At 37.5% G+C, this 23,141-nt stretch carries 20 protein-coding genes and 1 pseudogene; 8 read left to right on the top strand and 13 right to left on the bottom strand.

Annotation, left to right across the window (positions count from 1 at the left end):
* Positions 1 to 52: 52 nt before the first annotated feature.
* The 7 genes from gyrB to GA0061081_RS06140 all read right to left on the bottom strand — a co-directional run bounded on the left by gyrB (position 53) and on the right by GA0061081_RS06140 (position 9,304).
* The gene (gyrB, locus tag GA0061081_RS06170; RefSeq protein ID WP_091348344.1) at positions 53 to 2,464 is read right to left on the bottom strand and encodes a DNA topoisomerase (ATP-hydrolyzing) subunit B; all 2,412 of its coding nucleotides are present in this window, start codon (positions 2,462 to 2,464) and stop codon (positions 53 to 55) included.
* A gap of 42 nt (positions 2,465 to 2,506) precedes the next feature.
* Positions 2,507 to 3,580: a DNA replication/repair protein RecF gene (gene recF / locus GA0061081_RS06165; protein ID WP_091348341.1), complete on the bottom strand. Its 1,074-nt coding sequence runs from the start codon at positions 3,578 to 3,580 to the stop codon at positions 2,507 to 2,509.
* A gap of 48 nt (positions 3,581 to 3,628) precedes the next feature.
* Positions 3,629 to 4,732: a DNA polymerase III subunit beta gene (dnaN, locus tag GA0061081_RS06160; RefSeq protein ID WP_091348337.1), complete on the bottom strand. Its 1,104-nt coding sequence runs from the start codon at positions 4,730 to 4,732 to the stop codon at positions 3,629 to 3,631.
* Between the two features lie 15 nt (positions 4,733 to 4,747).
* Positions 4,748 to 6,106, bottom strand: a complete 1,359-nt coding sequence (gene dnaA, locus GA0061081_RS06155) for a chromosomal replication initiator protein DnaA (protein WP_091348334.1) — start codon at positions 6,104 to 6,106, stop codon at positions 4,748 to 4,750.
* 167 nt (positions 6,107 to 6,273) lie between these two features.
* Entirely contained in the window at positions 6,274 to 7,368 is a 1,095-nt protein-coding gene (gene ompA, locus GA0061081_RS06150; protein ID WP_091348328.1) for a porin OmpA, read from the bottom strand.
* Positions 7,369 to 7,564: 196 nt separating this feature from the next.
* Complete coding sequence (locus GA0061081_RS06145) at positions 7,565 to 8,473, bottom strand: recombination-associated protein RdgC (RefSeq protein ID WP_091348325.1); 909 nt, start codon at positions 8,471 to 8,473, stop codon at positions 7,565 to 7,567.
* 81 nt (positions 8,474 to 8,554) lie between these two features.
* Entirely contained in the window at positions 8,555 to 9,304 is a 750-nt protein-coding gene (locus GA0061081_RS06140) for a MipA/OmpV family protein (protein WP_091348322.1), read from the bottom strand.
* A gap of 201 nt (positions 9,305 to 9,505) precedes the next feature.
* Between GA0061081_RS06140 and GA0061081_RS06135 the strand changes: the two genes are divergently transcribed.
* The 3 genes from GA0061081_RS06135 (at position 9,506) to GA0061081_RS06125 (ending at position 12,908) form a co-directional block, all read left to right on the top strand.
* Entirely contained in the window at positions 9,506 to 10,915 is a 1,410-nt protein-coding gene (locus GA0061081_RS06135) for an aspartate aminotransferase family protein (protein WP_091348319.1), read from the top strand.
* Between the two features lie 74 nt (positions 10,916 to 10,989).
* On the top strand, positions 10,990 to 12,039 hold the full coding sequence (locus tag GA0061081_RS06130) for a GNAT family N-acetyltransferase (protein ID WP_091348317.1): 1,050 nt from the start codon (positions 10,990 to 10,992) through the stop codon (positions 12,037 to 12,039).
* Entirely contained in the window at positions 12,036 to 12,908 is an 873-nt protein-coding gene (locus tag GA0061081_RS06125; protein WP_091348313.1) for an arginase family protein, read from the top strand. Before GA0061081_RS06130 ends, GA0061081_RS06125 begins: the two co-directional genes overlap by 4 nt.
* A gap of 72 nt (positions 12,909 to 12,980) precedes the next feature.
* Here the strand turns inward: GA0061081_RS06125 and GA0061081_RS06120 are convergent, their stop codons facing one another.
* The 4 genes from GA0061081_RS06120 to GA0061081_RS06105 are packed head-to-tail and all read right to left on the bottom strand — an operon-like array spanning position 12,981 to position 15,308.
* Positions 12,981 to 13,376 carry a DMT family transporter gene (locus GA0061081_RS06120; protein WP_091348309.1) on the bottom strand — a complete coding sequence of 132 codons (396 nt, stop codon included), beginning with the start codon at positions 13,374 to 13,376 and terminating at the stop codon, positions 12,981 to 12,983.
* Position 13,377: 1 nt separating this feature from the next.
* Complete coding sequence (locus tag GA0061081_RS06115) at positions 13,378 to 13,734, bottom strand: EamA family transporter (protein WP_091348305.1); 357 nt, start codon at positions 13,732 to 13,734, stop codon at positions 13,378 to 13,380.
* The gene (locus GA0061081_RS06110) at positions 13,734 to 14,567 is read right to left on the bottom strand and encodes an alpha/beta hydrolase (RefSeq protein ID WP_091348302.1); all 834 of its coding nucleotides are present in this window, start codon (positions 14,565 to 14,567) and stop codon (positions 13,734 to 13,736) included. The genes GA0061081_RS06115 and GA0061081_RS06110 overlap by 1 nt, the downstream gene beginning before the upstream one ends.
* Before the next feature lie 9 nt (positions 14,568 to 14,576).
* Positions 14,577 to 15,308, bottom strand: coding sequence for an MtnX-like HAD-IB family phosphatase (locus GA0061081_RS06105; protein WP_091348299.1), 732 nt, complete (start codon positions 15,306 to 15,308; stop codon positions 14,577 to 14,579).
* Between the two features lie 160 nt (positions 15,309 to 15,468).
* On the opposite strand from GA0061081_RS06105, the gene GA0061081_RS06100 reads away from it, so the two are divergent.
* The 3 genes from GA0061081_RS06100 (at position 15,469) to glnS (ending at position 19,487) form a co-directional block, all read left to right on the top strand.
* On the top strand, positions 15,469 to 16,197 hold the full coding sequence (locus GA0061081_RS06100; protein ID WP_091348296.1) for a winged helix-turn-helix domain-containing protein: 729 nt from the start codon (positions 15,469 to 15,471) through the stop codon (positions 16,195 to 16,197).
* Positions 16,194 to 17,537 (top strand): ATP-binding protein, encoded by a 1,344-nt coding sequence (locus GA0061081_RS06095; RefSeq protein WP_091348292.1) that lies wholly within the window; start codon positions 16,194 to 16,196, stop codon positions 17,535 to 17,537. Before GA0061081_RS06100 ends, GA0061081_RS06095 begins: the two co-directional genes overlap by 4 nt.
* 273 nt (positions 17,538 to 17,810) lie before the next feature.
* A complete protein-coding gene (glnS, locus tag GA0061081_RS06090) occupies positions 17,811 to 19,487 on the top strand; it encodes a glutamine--tRNA ligase (protein WP_091348287.1) in 1,677 nt (558 codons plus the stop codon).
* Positions 19,488 to 19,572: 85 nt separating this feature from the next.
* Here the strand turns inward: glnS and GA0061081_RS06085 are convergent, their stop codons facing one another.
* Together GA0061081_RS06085 and GA0061081_RS11090 are read right to left on the bottom strand one after the other, a co-directional pair.
* Positions 19,573 to 20,091 (bottom strand): endonuclease V, encoded by a 519-nt coding sequence (locus tag GA0061081_RS06085; protein WP_091348284.1) that lies wholly within the window; start codon positions 20,089 to 20,091, stop codon positions 19,573 to 19,575.
* Between the two features lie 157 nt (positions 20,092 to 20,248).
* Positions 20,249 to 20,386, bottom strand: a complete 138-nt coding sequence (locus GA0061081_RS11090) for a hypothetical protein (RefSeq protein ID WP_167349317.1) — start codon at positions 20,384 to 20,386, stop codon at positions 20,249 to 20,251.
* Positions 20,387 to 20,415: 29 nt separating this feature from the next.
* Here GA0061081_RS11090 and GA0061081_RS11340 point away from each other — a divergent pair.
* Both GA0061081_RS11340 and GA0061081_RS06075 read left to right on the top strand, forming a co-directional pair.
* A pseudogene (locus GA0061081_RS11340) lies at positions 20,416 to 20,902 on the top strand (glutamate--tRNA ligase family protein); the annotation flags it as partial.
* A 425-nt stretch (positions 20,903 to 21,327) separates the two neighbouring features.
* Positions 21,328 to 22,815, top strand: a complete 1,488-nt coding sequence (locus tag GA0061081_RS06075) for a hypothetical protein (RefSeq protein WP_091348280.1) — start codon at positions 21,328 to 21,330, stop codon at positions 22,813 to 22,815.
* The last annotated feature ends 326 nt before the right edge of the window (positions 22,816 to 23,141 follow it).

Below are 23,141 nucleotides of genomic sequence, written 5' to 3'. Positions count from 1 at the left end.
TAAAAAACCAGACATTACGTCTGGTCTTTTTACTTTTTTATCACGACAATTTTTAGAAATCTAAATTCGCTGCTTTAAGGGCATTTTCTTCAATGAATAGTCGACGAGGTTCAACTTCATCACCCATTAATGTGGTGAACAATTGATCTGCTTCAATTGCATCTTTAATGGTGACTTGCAACATGCGACGACTAGTTGGATCCATTGTTGTTTCCCATAATTGTTCTGGGTTCATTTCACCAAGACCTTTATAGCGCTGAATCGTTAAGCCACGGCGAGACTCTTTGATTAACCAGTCGACAGCTTCGTCAAACGAGCTAACCGGCTGTTTTCGTTCACCGCGTTGGATAAATGCGCTGTCTTCCAGTAGCTCTTTGAGTTGTGCCCCAAGGTGGCAAATGTTGCGGTATTCATTGCTGTGAATGAAAGCTTGATCTAACGTGTAATTCGTGTCAACACCGTGCGTTTTGACTTTAATTACCGGCAGGTGCAATTGGGTCTTTTCATTGTAGTCAGTTGAATAGCGATAACTGCTACCATGTTGTTCTTTACTTGTAAGTTTTTCGACAAGTGTTTTTGCCCAATTCTCTGCTTGTTGTTGGCTTTGTAGGATGTTTTCATTTAGTGCATCATGGTACACCAATTCGGAAAGTAGTGCTTTTGGATAGCGTCGTTCCATTTTGGTGATTAGCTTTTCAACCTTTTGATATTCTGCAATCAGTCGTTCTAATGCTTCACCAGCAAGTGCTGGGGCATGATCATTAACGTGTAACGAGGCATCTTCAAGCGCTAAGGCGATTTGGAATTGCGTCATGGCATCATCGTCTTTGATATATTGTTCTTGTTTGCCTTTTTTGACTTTGTATAAAGGTGGCTGCGCAATATAAACATAGCCACGCTCTATGATTTCTGGCATTTGACGATAAAAGAACGTTAATAATAAAGTACGAATATGCGAACCATCGACATCGGCATCGGTCATGATGATAATACTGTGGTAACGCATTTTGTCTGGATTATATTCGTCACGACCTATTCCACAACCCAGTGCGGTAATTAATGTACCGACTTCTTGCGAAGAGAGCATTTTATCAAAACGTGCTTTTTCGACATTTAAAATCTTACCTTTAAGCGGTAAAATTGCCTGATTTTTGCGGTTACGACCTTGTTTTGCCGAGCCACCTGCCGAGTCCCCTTCCACTAAGTAAAGTTCTGATAGAGCAGGGTCTTTTTCTTGGCAGTCAGCGAGTTTACCCGGTAAGCCACCAAGGTCTAATGCGCCTTTTCGTCGTGTCATTTCGCGTGCTTTGCGCGCAGCCTCACGAGCTCTTGCAGCGTCGATGATTTTGCCGACGACAATTTTGGCATCGGATGGGTTTTCAAGTAAGTATTCTGCTAACTTTTCGCCCATGACGGATTCTACAGCTGATTTGACTTCTGACGAGACTAACTTGTCCTTGGTTTGTGACGAAAATTTAGGGTCAGGGACTTTAACTGATACAACAGCAATTAGACCTTCACGCGCATCATCACCTGTAGCGCTGATTTTAGCTTTTTTACTGTATCCTTCGTTTTCCATGTAATTATTTAATGTGCGCGTCATTGCACCACGGAAACCGGCTAAATGTGTGCCGCCATCTCGTTGGGGGATGTTGTTAGTAAAACAATAGATATTTTCTTGATAGCCATCGTTCCACTGTAATGCAACTTCGACGCCAATATCATCTTTTTCTGTACTGAAGTAAAATATTTTTGGATGAATCGGGTTTTTGTTTTTATTGAGATATTCAACAAAAGCTTGGATTCCGCCTTCGTAATGATAATGTTCATTTTTGCCTGTACGTTCATCAAGTAATTTTATCGATACACCTGAGTTTAGGAACGAGAGTTCACGAAGTCGTTTGGCGAGTATTTCGTAGACAAATTCGATGTTGGTAAATGTTTCAGGACTTGGCCAGAAGCGGACGTATGTGCCTGATTCTGTGGTTTCGCCAATCACGTTAAGTGGTGCTTGTGGTACCCCTAAGTTGTAAATTTGTTGGTGTATTTTTCCGTCACGATAAATCACTAATTCTAATTTATCCGATAAAGCATTTACCACTGAAACACCAACACCGTGTAAGCCACCAGATACTTTGTAAGAATTATCATCAAATTTCCCGCCAGCATGTAATACAGTCATAATAACTTCAGCAGCTGAGATGCCTTCTTCTTCATGTATACCTGTTGGAATACCTCGACCATCGTCACGTACAGAAACTGAGTTATCGGGATGGATGGTTACTTCAATATGGTGACAATAACCGGCCAATGCTTCATCAATGGCATTATCGACCACTTCAAAAACCATATGGTGAAGTCCTGTGCCATCATCAGTATCACCAATATACATACCTGGACGTTTACGGACAGCATCAAGTCCTTTGAGTACTTTAATGCTAGAAGAATCATAAGAATTAGACATGGATTTCTCGACTTATTTGATTGTTTATATCATTCTGTATATTTACGAGATTATACCAGATTTTATGTAAAAAATCTTATCATTTTCATCGATCATATGGGTAATTTGCGATTGATTGACGGCTGTAATAAATACTTGTGAATTAGCTAGTTTGAGCCGTTTGGCTAATAATGTTCTTTTGTTATTATCTAATTCAGATGCAAAATCATCAATCAAGTAAACACAAGCTTGGGTATTTTTCTTTGAATAATATTCACCCTGCGATAGGCGTAAAGCACACATTAATAACTTTAGTTGCCCACGTGATAATAGATCTTCAACGGGGATATTGTCGATGCGTAAGCGAATATCCGCTTTATGCGGGCCGGTCGAGGTATAGTTGAGTAGTTTGTCGCGTTCATACTGTTTTTGGAGTATTAGAGCATAATCTGTGTCGTGATCCCAACCTTGGAAATACTGGCAATTTAGCTTATATTCGGGTAAAAAGTCATGGCACGTTTGGATTATTTCAGGGAAAATTTGTTGTGAGTAATCTGCTCTGATTTGGCTAATTTTTTCTGCAATGGGCGCGATTTCTTTGTCCCAAGGTAATAATTGGTTATAATTTTTAGCTTGCTTTAGTAGTGCGTTGCGTTGTTTAAATAGACGTTTTAAGTTGTTCCATAAATGGACAAATTCAGGGTAATGGTGAAAGCACCCCCAGTCGAGAAATGAACGTCGATATTTAGGTCCTCCGGTTAATAAGTCAAATCCTTCTGGAGTAATGAGTTGGATAGGGAGCAATTTGGCTAGATCAGTGAGTCGAAAGCCTTCATCTCCATCTATTTTGATTTTATTTTCACTATTGCGTGATTTAGCAAGGCCAATTGAATGTGTTTGTTGGTTGGTGTTTTTTATTTCACTAAATAATACCAATTCAGGCTGTTCGTGCTGAATGATGCGATTTGATTGCGCGTGCCTAAATGCTCGTCCATGCCCAAGCATATAAATGGCTTCAAGTAGGCTAGTTTTGCCACTGCCATTATCGCCAACAATGAAGTTGAAATGCGGTGATAAGGTAAGTTTTGCGTAATCAATATTACGAAAATGATGTACGTTGATGGTTGAAAGAGTCATATGCTATCAATTATTCCGGCCGAAGCCGGAAAATTAAGTAAGAGTTGATTATAAGCGCATTGGCATAACAACATAAGTGGCAGATTGATTGTTGATATCTTCAATTTGCACACTTGATACGGCGTCAGTAAGTAATAGTTGTACGCTATCACATTTCAATGTATTTAATATGTCGAGTAAATAGGTGACATTGAAGCCAATTTCAAGCTCTGCTGATTCATATTTTACGTCAACAACTTCTTCAGCTTCTTCTTGTTCAGGATTGTTTGCAGTAATTTTTATTTGGTTGTTATGGACATGAAGTCGAATACCTCGGAACTTTTCATTAGATAAGATAGCAACCCGTGATAGGGCATTTCTAAGTTCTTCACAAGAGACTTCAAGTGGTTTATCTGGGTTACGTGGTAATACGCGTTTATAGTCAGGAAATCGGCCATCAATGAGTTTCGATGTGAAAGTGAAATCACCAAGGTTAACACGTAAGTTATTATTACCAATTTGCATCGTGATAAGTTCGTCGTTATCGCTAACCAGTTTTGCAAGCTCAAGCACCCCCTTTCTTGGTAAAATAACGGAGTGAGTAGTTTGTGTATCTTGTTCTATTGGTTGTGCGCATAGTGCTAATCGATGTCCATCGGTTGCAACTGTTTTTAATAGGCCATCTTCAATTTCAAATAACATGCCATTTAAATAATATCTGACATCTTGGTTTGCCATTGAAAATTGTACTGCATCAATCAGTCGTTTTATGGTTTTTTGTGGAACAGAAAGATCTACATCGCTTTGCCAATTTTCCAAATTAGGAAAATCATTAGCAGGTAGCGTTGCTAAAGAAAATTTACTACGACCGGATTGAATCATCAATCGGTTATCGTCAACGCTTATCGATATTTGGGCATCATTAGGTAAGTTTCGGCAGATATCAAGAAACTTTCTTGCTGGTACGGTAGTTGCACCCGGCTCACTTGGTTCGGTTAATTGTAGATGGGATATCATCTCTATTTCAAGATCCGTTCCCGTCATTGATAGCCTGTTGTCATTGACTTGTAATAATAGATTCCCCAAAATTGGTAGCGTCGGGCGATTACTCAGTGGAGCGCTGACAAGGTGCAAGGGTTTTATCAGTTTTTCACGATCTATAATAAATTTCATAGTATTGATTCTTTTTTAAGTTGATAATGTTCGAATTAAATTGGAATAATCTTCTTTAATTGCATTGCTTTCTTCTTTTAATTCTGCAATTTTTCTACACGCATGTAATACGGTTGTATGATCTCTTCCACCAAAGCCGTCACCAATTTCAGGTAGGCTTTTGTTAGTGAGCTCCTTGGCAAGCGCCATTGCGACTTGTCGTGGTCTTGCAACCGAACGCGAACGACGTTTAGAAAGTAAATCTGATACTTTAATTTTATAGTATTCGGCAACGGTTTTTTGAATATTTTCAATGGTAACCAGTTTTTCTTGTAGCGCCAATAGATCTTTTAAGGCATCTTTAACAAAATCAATGGTAATGGCTTTTCCCGTAAAGTTAGCATTAGCGATGACGCGATTAAGTGCACCCTCTAACTCTCGAACATTGGAACGTAATCGTTTAGCAATAAAAAAAGCAACTTCTTCAGGTAGCTTAATATGATTTTCTTCGGCTTTTTTCATTAAAATGGCAACCCGCGTTTCGAGCTCTGGGGGCTCTATGGCAATGGTTAATCCCCAACCAAAACGTGATTTTAACCGGTCTTCAACACCATCAATTTCTTTAGGGTAACGATCCGAGGTTAAAATAATTTGTTGATTGCCTTCTAATAACGAATTAAACGTGTGAAAAAACTCCTCTTGAGAGCGCTCTTTATTAGCAAAAAATTGAATGTCATCAATCAACAAAGCATCAACTGAACGATAGTAATTTTTAAACTCTTCAATAGCATTATTTTGTAGTGCTTTCACCATATCTTGCACAAAGCGTTCTGAATGCATGTAAACCACTTTTGCATTGGGCTTTTCTTCCATTATTTGATTGCCCACTGCGTGTAATAAATGCGTTTTTCCTAAACCAGTAGAGCCATATAAAAATAATGGGTTATAAGCTTTGCCGGGGTTTTCAGCTACTTGTTTTGCCGCCGCAACACCTAGTTGGTTTGATTTACCTTCAACAAAACTATTAAAAGTGTGTTTATGATTAATACCTGAACGGTAAATATGATTTTGATTTGTTTCTTTTGTTGTTTGCCAAGCTGGTAAAACATCCATTTTGCGCTGGCTACTTTGGGCTTTTTTATCTGTCGATACGGTCGAGCCAACTTCAAGAAATAATTTTAAAGAATCATCATTAAAAAGCTTATTTAGTAATTGGGATATAGTAGTTAAATATTTATTTCTTACCCAATCTAGCACAAATCTATTTGGCGCATAAATATAAAGTTTGTTATCGACCATTTCCGCTTGCAACGGGCGAATCCATAAATTGAATTCCGTTGTAGGAATTTCTTCTTGTAATTGAGAAAGGCAATCTTGCCAAATCGCGGTAGGCACGGCAACTCCTTCAATTTTTCTTACTAACAATACCGTAAAGCATTATAATCCCTTTTGTGGATAATTTGTAGATCTAAGGTGATATATATTTAGTTGTTAACAAAAAAGAGAGATAAAAAAACCCGGCTTTTAACCGGGTCTTAATGAATAACTTAAAAAAACAAAAATTAATTTGTTGAATTAGTTACTTGAACTTCTTGAACGTTACGTGCTTTAACTTCAATTTCAACACGACGATCTGGTGCTAAACATGCTTTTAAGTCAGCGCCACGAAGTGCATTACATTTAGTACCAGTTACTGGTTGAGTTTTACCTACACCATGAGCACTGATTAAGTTAGCAGGAACACCTTTAGAAATTAAGTATTTCATTACAGAATTAGCGCGTTGTTCTGATAATTTTTGGTTGTAACTATCTGAACCGATACGGTCAGTATGGCCAATTACAACAACAGCACTTTCAGTTGGGTTAATTTTAACAAGGCTTGTTAATAAGTTGTCTAATGCTTGACGGCCTTCAGCTTTTAAGTCAGCTTTTGCATAAGCAAATAGAACATCTTCATTTAATACATAACGTTTTACTTCAGTTTTTAACTCAACTGGAGCTGGAGCAGCTGGTGCGCCTAAACGGTAAGTAATACCTAAACTTACTAGTCCCGCATCTGGAGATGCGTCAGTTTTAGTATGAATATGTTGAACATATTGGTATTCTAAACGAGTAGAGAAGTCTTCGTCGAAACGATAGTCAAGACCTAACGCATACACAGGAGATAGGTCGGTTTTTGTACCATTGTCAAGTTTGTCGCCATCTTTTACTAAACCGCCGTTTTTCCATTTAGCGATAGTTACCATTCCACCTGCACGACCATAGATATCTAGGTTGTCAATGATAGGGTAGCTTAATTTACCAGTTAAAGATACACCTTGGGCAGAAACTTTACTATGACCTACATCATAATTTGTGCCTGCATAATGGAAAGATCTTTTGTATTTAGCAGATCCTAACCAGTCATAACCTAATTCAAAAGCTAAATAAGGATTTGCTTGGAAACCAAGGAAAGCACCACCAGCAATATTACTACGGTTTGAAGTGCTAATACCAACGTTATCCCATACACGAACTTTATTCGCATCTAATCGATAAAGTTCTGACCAACCTAATTTAGCACCTGTATAAAAAGTGTTGTCTTCGTATGCTGCATTAGCTGCAGTAGCTGTTAAACTTGCAACTGCGATTGCTAGAGCTAGAGTAGTTTTTTTCATTTTATTGCCTCAACTTATATGTTGTTATAGACGATGTTTAGTTTCTTTTATTGTTTAAAATTCACTTCAAATAAAAAGAACAATACTTATTTTTATATAATTATGTTACCCATAATCTGTTTCATAGTATAGCATAGTTAATAGGCAGATCCATAACTAATGATGGTATAATACAAAAAAAATTTAAATAATTTTATCAAATGATTTTGTTAATTGTTATGTAAAAGTCATTAATAGTATTGGCTAATGAATTAGCCATAATAATGAAGTCAGCTTCTAGTCTTTTATCAAATTCATCTGAACCGATATCTTCATTTTCGTCTAAAATAATCGAATCAAATTTAATTCGTTTAAATGTTAAGTCATTATTAATGATAAAGCTAACACCTCTTTCATCAATAATTTTAATTTTTGTGACCCATTTGCCAGAATCAAAATGAACACGCATTTCGTCACCGGTGATCTCTTGGTTTTTGCAATTGATAATTCCATTACCTTCAAGAGGATCTTTGAGCTCGGCTTGATCACCTAATATAAATGGTGGAAAACTCAGGTTTTCTTTAACCCAGGTCGTCATAATTTGTTCAAGTGGTTTATCAATTGATAACGGCGTTAATGCAAGTGATCCAAGCTCTTTGCGCAAAATGGCTAAGATATCTTCGGCTTGTTTAAAGCTACTACAATCAACAATAATGCGTTTATTCTGTGTATCAATCCACAACCAATAGTGATTATATTTACTAAATGCTCTTGGCATGAGATCAATCATGACTTCGTCTTTTAAGGTAGCTTTTTCGTTTTTAGTTAGTTTTCTACTGAGTGCGTGTTCTTGCTTATCAATTTTCTCTAATAATGCCTGTTTAATAACAGGGGTGGGTAATATTTTGGTTTCTTTTTTGATTCTTAATAATAAATGCCCTTGCATATCAATAATAAAAGCATCGTCATTATTATCATGATAAGGCGATACCCAACCCATTTTGGTAGTGTCTAAATTACCACAAGGGGTAAAAAGATGCGATTTTAGTGCGTTTTCAATCGCATCTTTATTAAGTAATGTGTCATTATTGAGTTGATAAATGATGGCATTTTTAAACCAAAGCATACTTTTCTATTTCCTGAGTTTTTTGTGGTAATGATTTTATTTCACTTAAACAGCTAATAACTTAGTGCTGATATATATTAATTAAAAATTATAAGATACACCCATATAAATCGAGGTGACAGTGCTTTTGTCAACCATTGGGCTATCAGCTGCGTCGCCAGTTAATTTATCGATATGAATACCGCCAAAAGTAGCCATATTTTCGGTAAATGAATATTGTGCTGCGATTTCGGCGTAAGGTGTCAATGAGCTATTAGCATTGACGTATCTCAATCCTGAACGAGATGATTCTTTATGCGAAATACCATAGTAATAACTATTGTGTTTACCATTAGCCCAATTTATACCAATGGTTGGTGCAATAATGAAATTGCCTTGCATATAAGGAACGGTATAATCGCTATTAACTAAAATACTATTACTTTTATTTAGCATATCAGCCCCAACGCTACTAGAAAACACTCCCCAGTTGGTTATAAGGGAATATTCTATTTCCGTCAATAATGTTGCGTGACGGCTATCAAGTTGTTTTAATTGGTGATTATCTGAATTGTGTGGTTTAAATTCATTAGATAAGTAGCGAGCACCAAGTGAAATACTTTGCTCGTCAGAATGATAAACATAAAATCCAGCGGATAAATCATCGATAAAAAATAGCCCATTGTCATAATCAATATGAGGGATAGGGGAATAATGAGCACTGTAACTTTTATAAGGTGAATTTTCCCAACCAATACCAATCCCAAGGGAAGTGGGCTCAGCTAATGCGATCTGGGTAGTTCCTAATGCTATTATTGATAAAAAAGAAAGTGCATAAGGTATTTTTTTCATTTTTTGATGCCCGTATATCGTGGTTATCTATAAAAGAGAGCGCTTGTTATCATTTCGCAGATTTTATTATCTTTTTAGTATATTTTTTTATTTTGCTTATTGTCACACAATTCATACAGTAATTATACATTGTAACAAACAAATTTCTTGAATAATAATGCCACATTTTATCGTGTTTGAATATGGATTAGTGAGATAATTATGAGTAAACCAACTATAGAAATGATTAACAGTCGTCCCGATGATGCGACATTGTTAGCGGATGAGGCTAAATATTGTTCTTTTGGCGATACTGTGCACTATGTTGAACCACCAAAAATCTTTGATGGTTGTGAAGGTAGTTACATGTATGACAAAGAAGGCAAAGCTTTCCTTGACTTACAAATGTGGTATTCTGCGTGTAACTTTGGTTATGCTAATGAACGTTTAAATAATGTGCTTAAAAAGCAAATCGATACCTTACCACAGTGCGCTAGCCAATATTTGCATCCAACTAAAATTGAATTAGCCAAAACCATTGCCCAAGGCATGGAAAAACGCTTTGGTTATGAAGGACGAGTACATTTCAATGTGGGTGGTTCACAATGTATTGAAGACTCTTTAAAATTGGTTCGTAATGCATCTGGCGGTAAATCGTTAATGTTTGCTTTCCAAGGTGGATACCATGGCCGTACTTTAGGAGCATCATCCATTACATCAAGTTATCGTTATCGTCGTCGCTATGGTCATTTTGGCGATCGTGCTATGTTTGTTCCATTCCCATATCCTTTCCGTCGTCCGAAAGGCATGACAGCAGAAGAATATGGTGAACATTTGGTGGCTGAATTTGCCCGTTTATTTGAAACCGAATACCACGGTGTTTGGGATCCAAAAGTTGGACAAGCGGAATATGCAGCGTTTTATGCCGAACCTTTACAAGCAACAGGCGGTTATATTGTGCCTCCTCGTAATTACTTTAAAGGTCTTAAAAAAGTATTAGATCAGTATGGTATTTTATTAGTCGTTGATGAAATCCAAATGGGCTTTTACCGTACCGGTAAACTTTGGTCAATTGAACACTTTGATGTCAAACCTGATGTTGTGGTTTTTGCTAAAGCATTAACTAATGGTCTTAATCCGCTAGGTGGTTTATGGGCACGTGAAGAATTAATTAATCCACAAGTATTCCCAGTTGGTTCAACTCACTCAACATTTGCCTCAAATCCACTTGGTACAGCAGTTGGTCTTGAAGTGTTAAAAATGACTTCTGAAACCGATTACGAAAAAATGGTCATGGACAGTGGTGCTTACTTCCTTGAAGGTTTAAAAACACTTGAGAAAAAACACAAAGAAATTGGTGAAGTTGATGGTTTAGGCTTAGCGCTTCGTGCTGAAATCTGTACAGAAGATGGCTTTACAGCTAATAAAGCCTTAGTTGATAAAATGGTTGATATTGGTATGTCAGGTGATCTTGATTGGAAAGGTACCAAAATGGGCTTAGTGCTTGATATTGGTGGTTACTATAAAAACGTGATTACCTTTGCCCCATCGTTACACATCTCTCGTCAAGAAATTGATCAGGGTATTGAACTGTTGGATCAATTAATTACTCGAGCCAAAAAAGAGCTTTAATTGTTTTATTTTCATTTTCCCGTCAATGTCTATTGGCGGGACCGCGAGTTACAGCCAATCTTATATTTAACGTTATGAAATATATCAATCAGTTAGAACCAAAAGAATTAATAGACAATTTTCTAGCTCATCCTCCACAAGAATTTTCCGCATGGCTGAGTGAAGATGGGGTGCCTGTTTTTTCTGCCAAGTTTGATCTTCTTACTACTGCAGATGATGATTTCAGACATAAAATTCAAAAACTGCCTTTTTACCATAAATGGCAGCGCTATTTACAACCCAATACTTGTTTTGTTGGCGCAACTGTTTCGGAATATGCGTTACTAAATGATAAAGTGGATGCTAATCAATTAGCACAACATCTTAAAATGGCTTATGCTAAGCAATATCCTTTTTTGATTGTTAAAGATATACCTGTCTCATCGCCTTTACTGAGCGAAAAAGAAAATGATTATTCAATGCATCTTATTACGTCATTAAAAAAACAGGGTTTTATTGAAGTTGAAGGACAAGCATTGGCTTGGCTACCAATTGATTTTGCAAATATAGATGAGGTTTTTTCACGATTTTCTTATAGTAGACGTAAAAATTTTAGGCGAAAACTAAAATCGCGCGAAAAATTAACCATTAATATCTTGCATAGTGGTGATGAGTGTTTTTATGACCAAGCGGTTTTAGATGAGTATTATCAATTATATCTTAATGTTTATCAGCAAAGTGAAATCCATTTCGACTTATTGACTAAACCCTTTTTTACTCAGTTATTACAAAGCAAAACCCAAAATGCGCATATTGTGACTTATCACCATGATGATAAGTTGGTGGGGTACAATATTTGTTTTGTTGTGAACAATATGTTAGTTGATAAGTATATCGGTATGGTTTATCCACAGGCAAGAGAGCTCAATCTCTATTTTGTAAGCTGGTTTGTAAATCTTGAATATGCTTTGCAGCAAGGATTTAGTCATTATATTGCGGGTTGGACCGATCCTGAGGTAAAAGCATCACTCGGTGCAAAATTTACTTTTACTAAGCATCTTGTTTATATTCGCAATCCATTATTAAGAGCTATATTACGCAGATTGATTGGTCACTTTGAAAGTGATAAGGAGAAAGTAGCATGACCTGTCCTATTATTCTCAACTTTGATGGAAGCGTGGGTGATATTTGTCATGCTCAAACGGTTGATGTTACGCAGTGGCAAGATACAATTCGTTTTGGTTGCACTAAGAAACAATTTAGCCAATTTAAACAGGTATTACAGCAATCTTTACCCGAAAGCCATGGCACGGTATTAATGGGCAGTGGTGATTTTCATCATATTTCATTACTACTTATTGAACGTTTAGCAAAGCACTATTCCGCAGATAATCCGATCCAAGTTGTGATTTTTGATAATCATCCAGACAATATGCGCTATCTATTTGGTGTGCATTGTGGATCATGGGTTAGTTATGTGGCAAGTTTGCCTTTTGTGAGTCATGTACATGTGCTTGGCATTACCTCCCATGATATTGGTATAGCCCATTTTTGGGAAAATAGATGGAAACCGCTGCTTCATAAAAAATTGACTTACTGGAGCCTAGATGTCAATGTTGCATGGGCAAAAAAAATTGGCTTAGGACATGCTTTTAGGCATTTTGCCACACCAGATGACCTTATTGCCAACTTCTTATCCGAACAATATCATAGCGCACAACCGGTCTATTTATCGATTGATAAAGACGTATTAAGCGAAGAGGTGGTTCACACCAACTGGGATCAAGGCAAACTACAAACGTATCATCTGCTTGATACTATATCGTCAATTAAACCTAGAATTATCGGCAGTGATATTACCGGTGAACTATCAATATGGCAGCCATCTAATTGGTTTAAACGTTTGCTTAGTTCTCTTGATAAACAACCGAGCATATCACCAAATAACCTTCTTAATTGGCAGCAAGAACAGCATCAACTTAATTTGACGCTATTAAAAGCATTAACAGTATAAATTTTTAAAAGTTTCAGGAAAGTAGGCTTAAGTATAAAACGGCCAGCTTTCCATTATGATTGGAGCTTAGGGTTAATGGTTGTGCGGATTTTGTTGAGATAATTTACTTTCTGCTAATGCCAAAAAGAGAATGCCTGAAACAATTAATATTGTACCAATTAACTTGAATAAGGTAATTGGTTCGTGAAATAACCAAATTGAAACAACCATCACGGTCACAACTTCAAAGTGTGATGCGGCAAAAGCGGGTCCTACAGGGGCTTTTTTTAATAACGTCATCCAAGTAAAAAATGTCAGAATATAGCCTGCTATTGAGATATAGATCCAAGGGTTAGTAAATACGCGAATTAACCATTCAATGCTCATCTCTAACGGTTGAGCTTCAATCGCTGTTAATTTAAAACTACATTGAGCAATTGTGTCAAAAAAGAGCAATACAGAAAAACCAATTAAGTAAAATCTAGCCATATTAAGACATCCCTACAAAAACAACACCGGCGGTGATTAATAGCATTCCGATCAAGCGGTAACTAGTTAGTAATTCTTTGAAAATAATACGGCCAACTAGCATGATAGTAATAATATTAAATGAGGCAAGTAATACCCCTTGAGAAAGAGGCACTAAAGTTAAAAAGGCTAACCATAATAAAAATTCAGCAATATACGAGGTAACGCCAATCCAAATCCACTTATTTTTTGCTAAATCTAGCCAATAGTACCAACCATCGCGATTGTTGGGTGCGATGGCGGCAAATTTAAAAGCGACTTGTCCTAAAGTATCGAAACAAATGTTACTAACCCAAAGTAAAATAACTAATGGTGACATTATGCTTTTATTCCTTCTGCTATATTATCAAAGAAAGAAGCACACTCCTTGATTACTTCGCGGCGCTGGCTATCAATGGTAATTAAATGATAGCTATCATTTAATACCACTAACTTTGTTGGTCCTGATACTTGCTTTTCGACCAATTTGGCATTCGTTTCTATATTGGCGATATCATCGTTACCTGAATGCATAATTAAACAAGGCGAAACTACTTGGGGCAATTGCTTACGCATCGCTTTTGCCAATAACTGCATTTCGGCAAGCGCAGGGAATGGATTTCCTGCAAGGCCTGCTGATGCAGCATCACCACTTAACATACTTTCAGAGACCACCGCACGAATGCGTTCATCTTTAAGCCCATAAGGTGGTTGTTCAATGAAAACCTGTTTTTGAAAAATACCCAATTTTTTAAAGTAAACAAGTAAGAAAAACAGTTTTTTTGCCCAAAATGGCATACTCCAACCATCGTAACAAAATGTGGGCGCTAACACGCCAACTCCTTTGATTTGTTCAGGTCTGTCTACTGCCAGTTTGAGCGCAAGTAGTGCGCCCATTGATAGCCCGGCAACAAAGATATTATCTACATGCTGCGCTAAATAATCGGCGCCATCTTGCACGCTTTTATACCAATCTTGCCAAGTTGTTTTACACAGATCTTCTTCCGTACCGCAATGTCCTGCTAACTGGATGGCATAAACCGTAAATCCAGCTTTATTTAAACCATTAGCTAAAATCCGCATTTCATTGGGGGTACCGGTTAAGCCATGAATTAACAGCACACCATTTTTATTACCTGGTAGAAAGTAAGATAAATCTTCGATTGTACTCATTAACGTTCCTTATTCTTTTACCATCATCACAGGAATAACCGCCTGTTGAGCTTGTTCTAATGCGGTTGTGACATCGGCAAAGCTGGTGATTTGCGTGTGTGCTATGCTATTTTTTTCGCAATAGTTAACCAACTTATCTTTAGCAAAGACAAAATCAACATTATGCGACACACAATAGTCTGACGTACCGTCACCAACATAAAGTATTTGTGGAAAATATTGTTGTTTTTTTACATGATTACATTTGCAATTACCGCTTTTTTTGATGCAGTCTTTGTTTGCATAGGGGAACTCAAGGCGCCAACTGCGCGCATTATTATGCAGTAATTTATTGGCAAAAATTGGCAACTGTTTAATACCATGACGTTTTAAAATAAACTCAATGGCATAATCAAGCCCATCGCTAACTATATGAACAGGGATGTTATTTTGTTCAGTATAATCAATAAAAGATTTAAAATCTGGATCTATTTCGATTTGTGATAAGACTTCATTAAGCTCATCTAAGCTTGCATCCATTAAGGCAATTTGTTTACTCATACATTCTTGAGAGCCAATTTTGCCATTAACCCATAATTCTTCAAGCTCATCACAACCATCCTGACCGAAATGGCTCAGTAACGTATCGGTAACATCTTTTACACTAATTGTGCCATCAAAATCACACAAGACAATTGGCGAGTGATGTTGTGTATAAGATGGATGAAAAAGAAAGTTTGTAATTGATGAAAAAGTATTCATGTTTAATGTAAAAATAGCCTATTTAAAGATATTGGCGCAAATTCTCTCATAGAGTAACTATAAACTTTGTAGGCTCTTTGTATATATTTTGTAACGAGGGGATAATTGTCTGTATAATGAGGCATCTCTAAGTAAAAGTGGCAGTAATTAAGAACAAATAATGAGTGAACGTATATTAATCATCGAAGATGATCAGCGGTTAGCCAATCTAATTCAAGTTTATCTTATTCGGCAAGGATATCTTGTTGAATGGCATAATAGCGGTGCAGGCGCTGAAGAAAGAATTCAACAGCTTAATCCAGATCTGGTTATATTAGATGTGATGTTACCTGAAAAAACGGGTTTTGATATTTGTCGTGATATACGCACATGGTTTACTAACTACATCCTTATAATGACAGCTAGCGAAGATAATATTGATGAAATCGTTGGACTGGAATTGGGGGCGGATGATTATTTAGCTAAGCCCGTTGAGCCAAGATTACTGCTTGCCCGCATACGAGCCTTATTAAGACGAAAACAGATAGAAACCGACAAAGACAATCATAAAGAATTGATTGTGCCATCAAATAATAAAACGCTAATATTTGACAATTTAGTTATCGATGGCGAAAACCGAAAAGTGCTTTTGCAAGAGCAAGAAATTGATTTAACAACCGCTGAATTTGATCTGCTATGGTTACTTGCGCATAATGCAGGGACAATTTTATCCCGAGATGATATTTTTTCTCAGGTAAGAGGGATCGATTTTGATGGTAGCGATCGTTCTATTGATGCACGGGTGTCAAGACTTCGTCGAAAATTACTCGATGATCCAGATAATCCATCGCGCATCAAAACCGTGCGTGGTAAAGGCTATTTATTTATGCGAGAGGGAGAAAGCCATTGAGCCAATTATTAGCCAAACCACTATTTTTTAATCGCCGAATTGTGTTTTATTTAGTCATTTTACTTTTATTGCAAAGTATCATTGCTTATGGTGCTTTATTGGTTTTCGATTCATTACCTTCATCGTTAACCGATATGCCTGATGATCATATTGTATTTCGAGAATCTCAACGAGGCACGGTAAACCTGATTCGTATGCAAATTAACGAGCACAAAGATCGTCCCCTTCAAGACGTGGTTAATGAATTACAACCTTATTTTGGTTACCCTATTGAAGTCTTGCCAATTAATACACCCTTACCCGATGCGGTACTTAACGAGTTACACAAACTGGACTTTTCTTATGATAGCGACAGAGAGGTCGTTTACATTGATTTAAAAGATGGTAATTTGCTCCAATTAGGTCCAATTGCTATGCGAGACATTTTGGCATCCAACACCATGTCATTGACCATCTTTCTTATTATTTGGGCTGTATTTAGTGCCATCATCTTTTTTATTTTAATTTATATGGCGTTTAGCGCTGTTTGGAAAGATTTGGTTAATATCAGGCAGACCGCCGAACAACTAGGACAAGGTAATTTAAAAGCACGAACCGAAAATGTAAAAGGTTGGTTGTTTAAACCGCTCGCTAACGTATTAAACAATATGGGCACACATATTGAACACTTAGTAAGTACCAATCAAACGATTTCTCATGCAATGGCACATGAACTACGCACTCCGCTTGCAAGAATGCGATTTGAACTTAGTATGCTTGAAGAAGCTAACGACGAACAAGAAAAACGTCTTTTACAAAAAGGCATGAGTGATGATATTAACGAGCTTGAAACATTAATCAATGCCAGCTTGAATTATTTTAAAATGCAGCAAAGCAATATCGAGCTAAACTTAACACGTGTAGCACTCAAAGAGTGGGGTGAAAAGGTGTGCCAATCACTGGCGTTATTCAAACCTAAAGAGTTTGAACTAACTTGTAATAGCCAAGATGCATACGCTATGATTGATACCAATTTAGTTGAAACCATTGTTAAAAATCTGCTACTTAATGCGTTTAAATATGCAGCTCATAAAGCGGTTTTAAATATCACCAAACATGAAAATCGTGTTATCCTTGAGATCGATGATGATGGCGCAGGTATTCCTTTTGATGCGCGCGAAAAGATTTTTATGCCTTTTGCCAGACTTGACACTAGCCGTACACGTTCAACCGGTGGTTATGGGCTTGGTTTAGCTTATGTAAAATTAATGGCAGAATTTCATGATGGCAAAGCGTTTGTTGTTACAAGTCCATTAGGTGGAGCAAGATTTGTGGTTTCGTTAAAATCGGGTGATGAATAGCGACTGTATTTATTTGGAAACATGGTCAAAAAGTGGTCAGAAAAGGTATTGATTTTATTGAAGTTTTTTGTTTGTGTTTTTTAGTTAACACATGGGTTATTTTATTAAAAAATGGCATTGTTTAACCAAAAGCCAATTTTGTCGATACAAATAGCCTGTTTTTCGTTTCAGAAATAACAAAAATTTGTTATATTCATCAACCAATACAAGAAGTAATAGCAAAGCAAATATTCTTAATTTGTTACTAATAAATATATCATCAGAGGTTTTTTTATGAGCGGTTCACTACCGACAGAGACTGAAACTCGTCCGACTAATTTTATCCGTCAAATTATTGATGCGGATCTTGCTGCTGGCAAATATAAAACAACGCATACCCGCTTTCCGCCAGAACCAAATGGCTATTTACATATTGGGCATGCTAAATCAATTTGTTTAAATTTTGGTATTGCGCAAGACTATCAGGGTAAGTGTAACTTGCGTTTTGATGATACGAATCCTGCTAAAGAAGATATAGAGTATGTTGAGTCGATTAAACAAGATGTCCGTTGGTTAGGGTTTGAATGGGATGGCGAGATTTGTTACTCATCTGACTATTTTGACCGGCTATATGATTATGCAATTGAACTCATCAATAAAGGGCTTGCTTATGTAGATGAACTGTCTGCTGATGAAATTCGTGAATATCGTGGTACTTTAACGCAACCGGGTAAAAATAGTCCTTATCGTGATCGTAGTGTTGAAGAAAACCTAGCTCTTTTTATACAAATGAAAGAAGGCAAATTCGCCGAAGGTAAAGCCTGCCTACGTGCCAAAATTGACATGGCATCGCCATTTATTGTGATGCGTGATCCGGTGTTATACCGTATCAAATTTGCCGAGCATCACCAAACAGGCAACAAATGGTGCATTTACCCAATGTACGATTTTACCCATTGCATTTCAGATGCGATTGAAAACATCACCCATTCACTCTGTACGCTGGAATTCCAAGACAATCGTCGTTTATATGATTGGGTATTAGACAATATTACGATCGAAGCGCGTCCACACCAGTATGAATTTTCAAGATTAAATTTAGAGTATGCCATTACCTCTAAACGTAAGTTAAATCTATTAGTATCAGAAAACATTGTTGACGGTTGGGACGATCCACGCATGCCAACGGTATCGGGTTTACGTCGTCGTGGTTATACACCTGCTTCAATCCGTGAGTTTTGCCGTCGAATTGGGGTGACTAAGCAAGAAAATACTGTTGAAATGAGTACCCTTGAGTTTTGTATTCGTGAAGACCTGAACGAAAACGCACCTCGCGCAATGGCAGTGCTAGATCCCGTTAAAGTTGTGATCGAGAACTTCTCAGACACGATTGACGAAGTGCTTAGCATGCCAAATCACCCAAACCGCCCAGAATTAGGTGCTCGCGAAGTGACCTTCACGCGTGAAATTTACATCGACCGAGCTGATTTTAGAGAAGAAGCTAACAAAAACTACAAGCGTTTAGTACTCGGTAAAGAAGTGCGTTTGCGTAATGCTTATGTTATTCGTGCTGAGCGCGTTGAAAAAGACGCCGAAGGCAACATCCAAACGATCTATTGTAGTTACGACCCTGCAACATTAAATAAAAATCCGGAAGATGGTCGTAAAGTGAAAGGCGTCATTCATTGGGTTTCGGCTAAGTTTGCCAAACCGGCTGAAATTCGTCTGTATGATCGTTTATTTAATACGCCAACCCCAGGTGCAGCCGAGGACTTTTTATCAACCATTAATCCTAATTCATTAATTATTAAACAAGGTTTTGTTGAGCCAAGTTTACAACATGCACAAGCCGAGTATGCTTACCAATTTGAACGTGAAGGCTACTTCTGTTTAGATAATAAATATGCAACCGAAGATAAGCTTGTGTTTAACCGAACCGTAGGTTTAAGAGATAGCTGGAACGAAGCATAATTAACGCAATTATCGCCGACTTATTGGGTCGGCGAATGATTGTAGTTGCCACCTCATTTACATTACTTCAATCTAATTCAATAAATTATTCTTCGTGTTTAAACAATTTTGTTTGTTGATCTAAATAGCTCAGCACATCAGGCATTCGGTGTTTACCTGCCATTGATTGCACGCTATTGGCTGCATTTGTTAGCGGTATGCCTATCGAGGTAACATATAACGGGTGCTTGCTTTGACCACGAAGAACTTCGATCAAATACTCGCTATTGCCTGAAAACGGCTTTTTAGCAACACCAATAATAGGAATGGTTTTGTTTAATGCATGATACAAATGCCCACCTAGCCCTATCTTACCTTCATCCAAATGCACATAACCATCAATCACAATGCAGGTAAGTTTACTTAAATCAATTTTATCAAGCAGTGACATAATGCAAGGCAATTCACGTTGATAAAACTGACCTGATTGATAGGGCGCAACATTATCTTGATAATCTGTGATTACCTGTTCAATTGCTGAGGTTGAATCAGTCCAATGATGAAATAAAACGCCGACCGATTTGGCGCGGTTATCAATGTAATAAACATCAATTGCAAGTATCATATTAAGTTATCTTCTATTTAAAACATTATTTATCAATGAATCAATACATTGAAACTAACTGAGTAAAATAACATAATTACTGTTATTAATTCAATGTGATAATATTCACTTCTGTATTGATTATTCTATTGATTATTATTAAATATACTTATTAAGTTTAGTTATTCCGATGGTCATAAGCCAATCCACTAAACAATACATCATTTAAAAAGTATAAGCCGTCAATCTGTTGCAAATAACTTAACTCTACCCGAACCGATGGGGTAAATTCAGTTTTATTTCTTCTCTCATTCATTTTATTTTCCTTTTCGCCCTGTTCTAATTATTGTGATGCGTGATCCGGTGTTATACCGCATCAAATTTGCCGAGCATCACCAAACAGGCAACAAATGGTGCATTTACCCAATGTACGATTTTACCCATTGTATTTCAGATGCGATTGAAAACATCACCCATTCACTCTGTACGCTTGCATTCCAAGACAATCGTCGTTTGCGTGACTAGGTATTAGACAATATTACGATAGAAGCGCGTCCACACCAGTATGAATTTTCAAAATTAAATTTAGAGTACGCCATTACATTTAAACGTAAATTAAATCTACTCGTAGCTGAAAAAAATCGTCGATGGTTGGGACGATCTACGCATGCTAACGGTATCAGAATTACGTCGTCGTGGTTATATACCTTCCTAGATCCTTGAATTTTGCCGTCGAATTGGGGTGACCAAGCAAGAAAACATTGTCGAAATGAGTACCCTTGAGTTTTGTATTCGTGAAGACCTGAACGAAAACGCACCTTGCGCATATGCAACAGAAGAAAAGCGCATGCATAATCGAACTGTGGATTTAAGAGATAGCTAGAACGAGGCATAATTTAACTCAATTATCACCGACTTATTGAGTCGGCAAATATCCACAATAACCACTTCAATTCCCTTTACTTCAATCTAATTTTTCCAATCCCGACAACGCTACCATCACTATCCAAAAATTGGTCAGGAAAGGCATTGATTTTATTTAAGTTTTTATTTGATTGTTTTTACTCAAAAAACAGCAAAAAAAACGTTTTTCAAGACATTACTTTATTAATAAAACTTTACAAAAATAAATAAAAAAAAATTAGTTGTCCATTATGATGCGGAATATAATTTCGTTATAGGACAAAAGTCCCGTTAGTTGAATAAGTAAATAATTCTAAAATTCTTATAAAAAACTCACTTAACAGGTTGGTTGGTATGTATTGCAATTCCTCAGTGTATCTTTTTGGTTATCAAAGTTGTAGTTATCAAGATTCCTCACGAGTTTTATTTTTACCGCTGAATTTAGCGAAATTATTAGTATTTTCTCTGAGCTTGACACCTTTGTTATTACTTTCTTCGTTTAGTGTACAGGCGTTATCGGTTTATACATCACAAACTATTGAAGGTACTGCGCCGTATTTAACGTTCGACGGTGGTCGAACAAGGGTTACTTCAACGGATAGTTTGTTGTCTATTAAGTTGCAGGATGGCTCAGTCATCACGCCGTCTACTAATACATCAAGTGTATCAAATCCAATAAGATTGCCTTATGCAGGGAATACTCTGGATGATATAGATATGATAGTCCCGTCATCGGCTAGTTCAGTTGATTTAAGTGATTTAATCACTCGATATAATTATTGGGGGGATGATGATGGGGATGGACAGGGTACAAGTGGTATTACTGCTACAGGGAGTATATCGGTATGGATTAGGAATAAGAATGGTCAAACAGTAAGTCGTAGTGATGCATTAAGTATTTGTGATGCTCCTTATCGGGTAAATTTAATGAGTACAGGGGGAAGTTTAACTACCCAGTATGGGGTGCCAAGGAGTAGTAGTTTTAGTGGATCTGAGGTGGATTATTATATCAATCCGTATGACAATGTTCCTCGTATTTGTTACGCAAGGCCAAATCTTGATGGTTATCTCGTAAGCAATCACGCAACTAACATATGGAACCCTTATAAGGGTTTTTTAGTTCAGTCAACAAGTCCATCATCTTATAACCGAAACTTTCCGACAACAGGTGCTGATGGATTATATTTTGATTTGGACATAGGTGGAATCGATGCAAGTCAGTTGACGTGGTCTGTTGTCACGAATGGTAGTAGTATAACCGCTACCGTGACAAACGTTAGACCTAGTGATATATGGATTCCTAGTATTGAGAGAAGAAATGTTGTCGCACGAGTTAAGTTAAGCGGTCCTAGGGCTGATGATACTCAGAAAAATTCAAGTAATCCTAGTCCGCTAGATGTCCCCTCTTTGCCGCAGACCTTTGAGTTGGTAGGTAGGGATGGTAGTGGTAATGAGTTGAGGTATGGATTTGTGTTACAGCAGTGGTTCGTCCATCGGGATAATGTAAGCGATAGTCAGTCTTACCAATCCTTTTGGTGTAGAAGTTTGGGTTATCGTTTGCCAAAAGTAAAGGATTTAACCAATGCAGTCAAAACAGATAGTCCTTCTATTTCTGGTGCCTTACCATCTTCATCTAATAATTATTTCCAGCGTCACATAGGTGCTGGGTTTTTCACGGAGTGGGGCTACATGGAGGAGTATGATGTGGACTTCTCCTTCTACGACTACTGGACGAGCGACGCATCAGGTAGCGATGGCTTCTTCATTGTCGACGCGGCGAACGGCGCCGTTAACAGCAACAGTGCCAGGTACTACCATTATGGCCTTTGTTCTGCACCTTAGCTTTTATTTCTTAGTCCTTAATCCTTGGGCTGCGGGGGCGGTTATGGTGTAGATAGAGGATAATCTAACAAAGAATAAAGCCCCCGCGTAAGTTGGGGCATTTTTCCTTAGGGTTGCACTGTTGCGGCGAAGCCACAATCGCGCCGTCCCCGCCGCCGCTCGGTCTTAACGCACCGTTTGTGGACGCGCTCCCGGCGCACCACAAACTCGCCAAACATCCCTGTTTGGCGTGCTAACCTCGCTCTGTTGTCGGCACATTCTGACGCCGGAATAGGACAAATAACATAATCTTAGGTGTTTTGGGTGAGTTGTTTTTATGTTAAAAA

It is taken from the genome of Gilliamella bombicola, assembly GCF_900094945.1.
GTDB classification, from domain to species: domain Bacteria; phylum Pseudomonadota; class Gammaproteobacteria; order Enterobacterales; family Orbaceae; genus Gilliamella; species Gilliamella bombicola.
Note: the sequence above shows the minus strand (reverse complement) of the source record. Positions and strands in the feature narration are given on the sequence as shown.

Excerpts from the sequence above, each read along its gene's own strand:
- recF (WP_091348341.1), bottom strand. The coding sequence starts at position 3,580 with ATGACTCTTTCAACCATCAACGTACATCATTTTCGTAATATTGATTAC.
- dnaN (WP_091348337.1), bottom strand. The coding sequence starts at position 4,732 with ATGAAATTTATTATAGATCGTGAAAAACTGATAAAACCCTTGCACCTT.
- GA0061081_RS06115 (WP_091348305.1), bottom strand. The coding sequence starts at position 13,734 with ATGTCACCATTAGTTATTTTACTTTGGGTTAGTAACATTTGTTTCGAT.
- GA0061081_RS06120 (WP_091348309.1), bottom strand. The coding sequence starts at position 13,376 with ATGGCTAGATTTTACTTAATTGGTTTTTCTGTATTGCTCTTTTTTGAC.
- GA0061081_RS06135 (WP_091348319.1), top strand. The coding sequence starts at position 9,506 with ATGAGTAAACCAACTATAGAAATGATTAACAGTCGTCCCGATGATGCG.
- GA0061081_RS06075 (WP_091348280.1), top strand. The coding sequence starts at position 21,328 with ATGTATTGCAATTCCTCAGTGTATCTTTTTGGTTATCAAAGTTGTAGT.
- GA0061081_RS06110 (WP_091348302.1), bottom strand. The coding sequence starts at position 14,567 with ATGAGTACAATCGAAGATTTATCTTACTTTCTACCAGGTAATAAAAAT.
- GA0061081_RS06145 (WP_091348325.1), bottom strand. The coding sequence starts at position 8,473 with ATGCTTTGGTTTAAAAATGCCATCATTTATCAACTCAATAATGACACA.
- gyrB (WP_091348344.1), bottom strand. The coding sequence starts at position 2,464 with ATGTCTAATTCTTATGATTCTTCTAGCATTAAAGTACTCAAAGGACTT.
- GA0061081_RS06100 (WP_091348296.1), top strand. The coding sequence starts at position 15,469 with ATGAGTGAACGTATATTAATCATCGAAGATGATCAGCGGTTAGCCAAT.
- GA0061081_RS06085 (WP_091348284.1), bottom strand. The coding sequence starts at position 20,091 with ATGATACTTGCAATTGATGTTTATTACATTGATAACCGCGCCAAATCG.
- GA0061081_RS11090 (WP_167349317.1), bottom strand. The coding sequence starts at position 20,386 with ATGAATGAGAGAAGAAATAAAACTGAATTTACCCCATCGGTTCGGGTA.
- ompA (WP_091348328.1), bottom strand. The coding sequence starts at position 7,368 with ATGAAAAAAACTACTCTAGCTCTAGCAATCGCAGTTGCAAGTTTAACA.
- GA0061081_RS06130 (WP_091348317.1), top strand. The coding sequence starts at position 10,990 with ATGAAATATATCAATCAGTTAGAACCAAAAGAATTAATAGACAATTTT.
- GA0061081_RS06140 (WP_091348322.1), bottom strand. The coding sequence starts at position 9,304 with ATGAAAAAAATACCTTATGCACTTTCTTTTTTATCAATAATAGCATTA.
- GA0061081_RS06105 (WP_091348299.1), bottom strand. The coding sequence starts at position 15,308 with ATGAATACTTTTTCATCAATTACAAACTTTCTTTTTCATCCATCTTAT.
- GA0061081_RS06125 (WP_091348313.1), top strand. The coding sequence starts at position 12,036 with ATGACCTGTCCTATTATTCTCAACTTTGATGGAAGCGTGGGTGATATT.
- glnS (WP_091348287.1), top strand. The coding sequence starts at position 17,811 with ATGAGCGGTTCACTACCGACAGAGACTGAAACTCGTCCGACTAATTTT.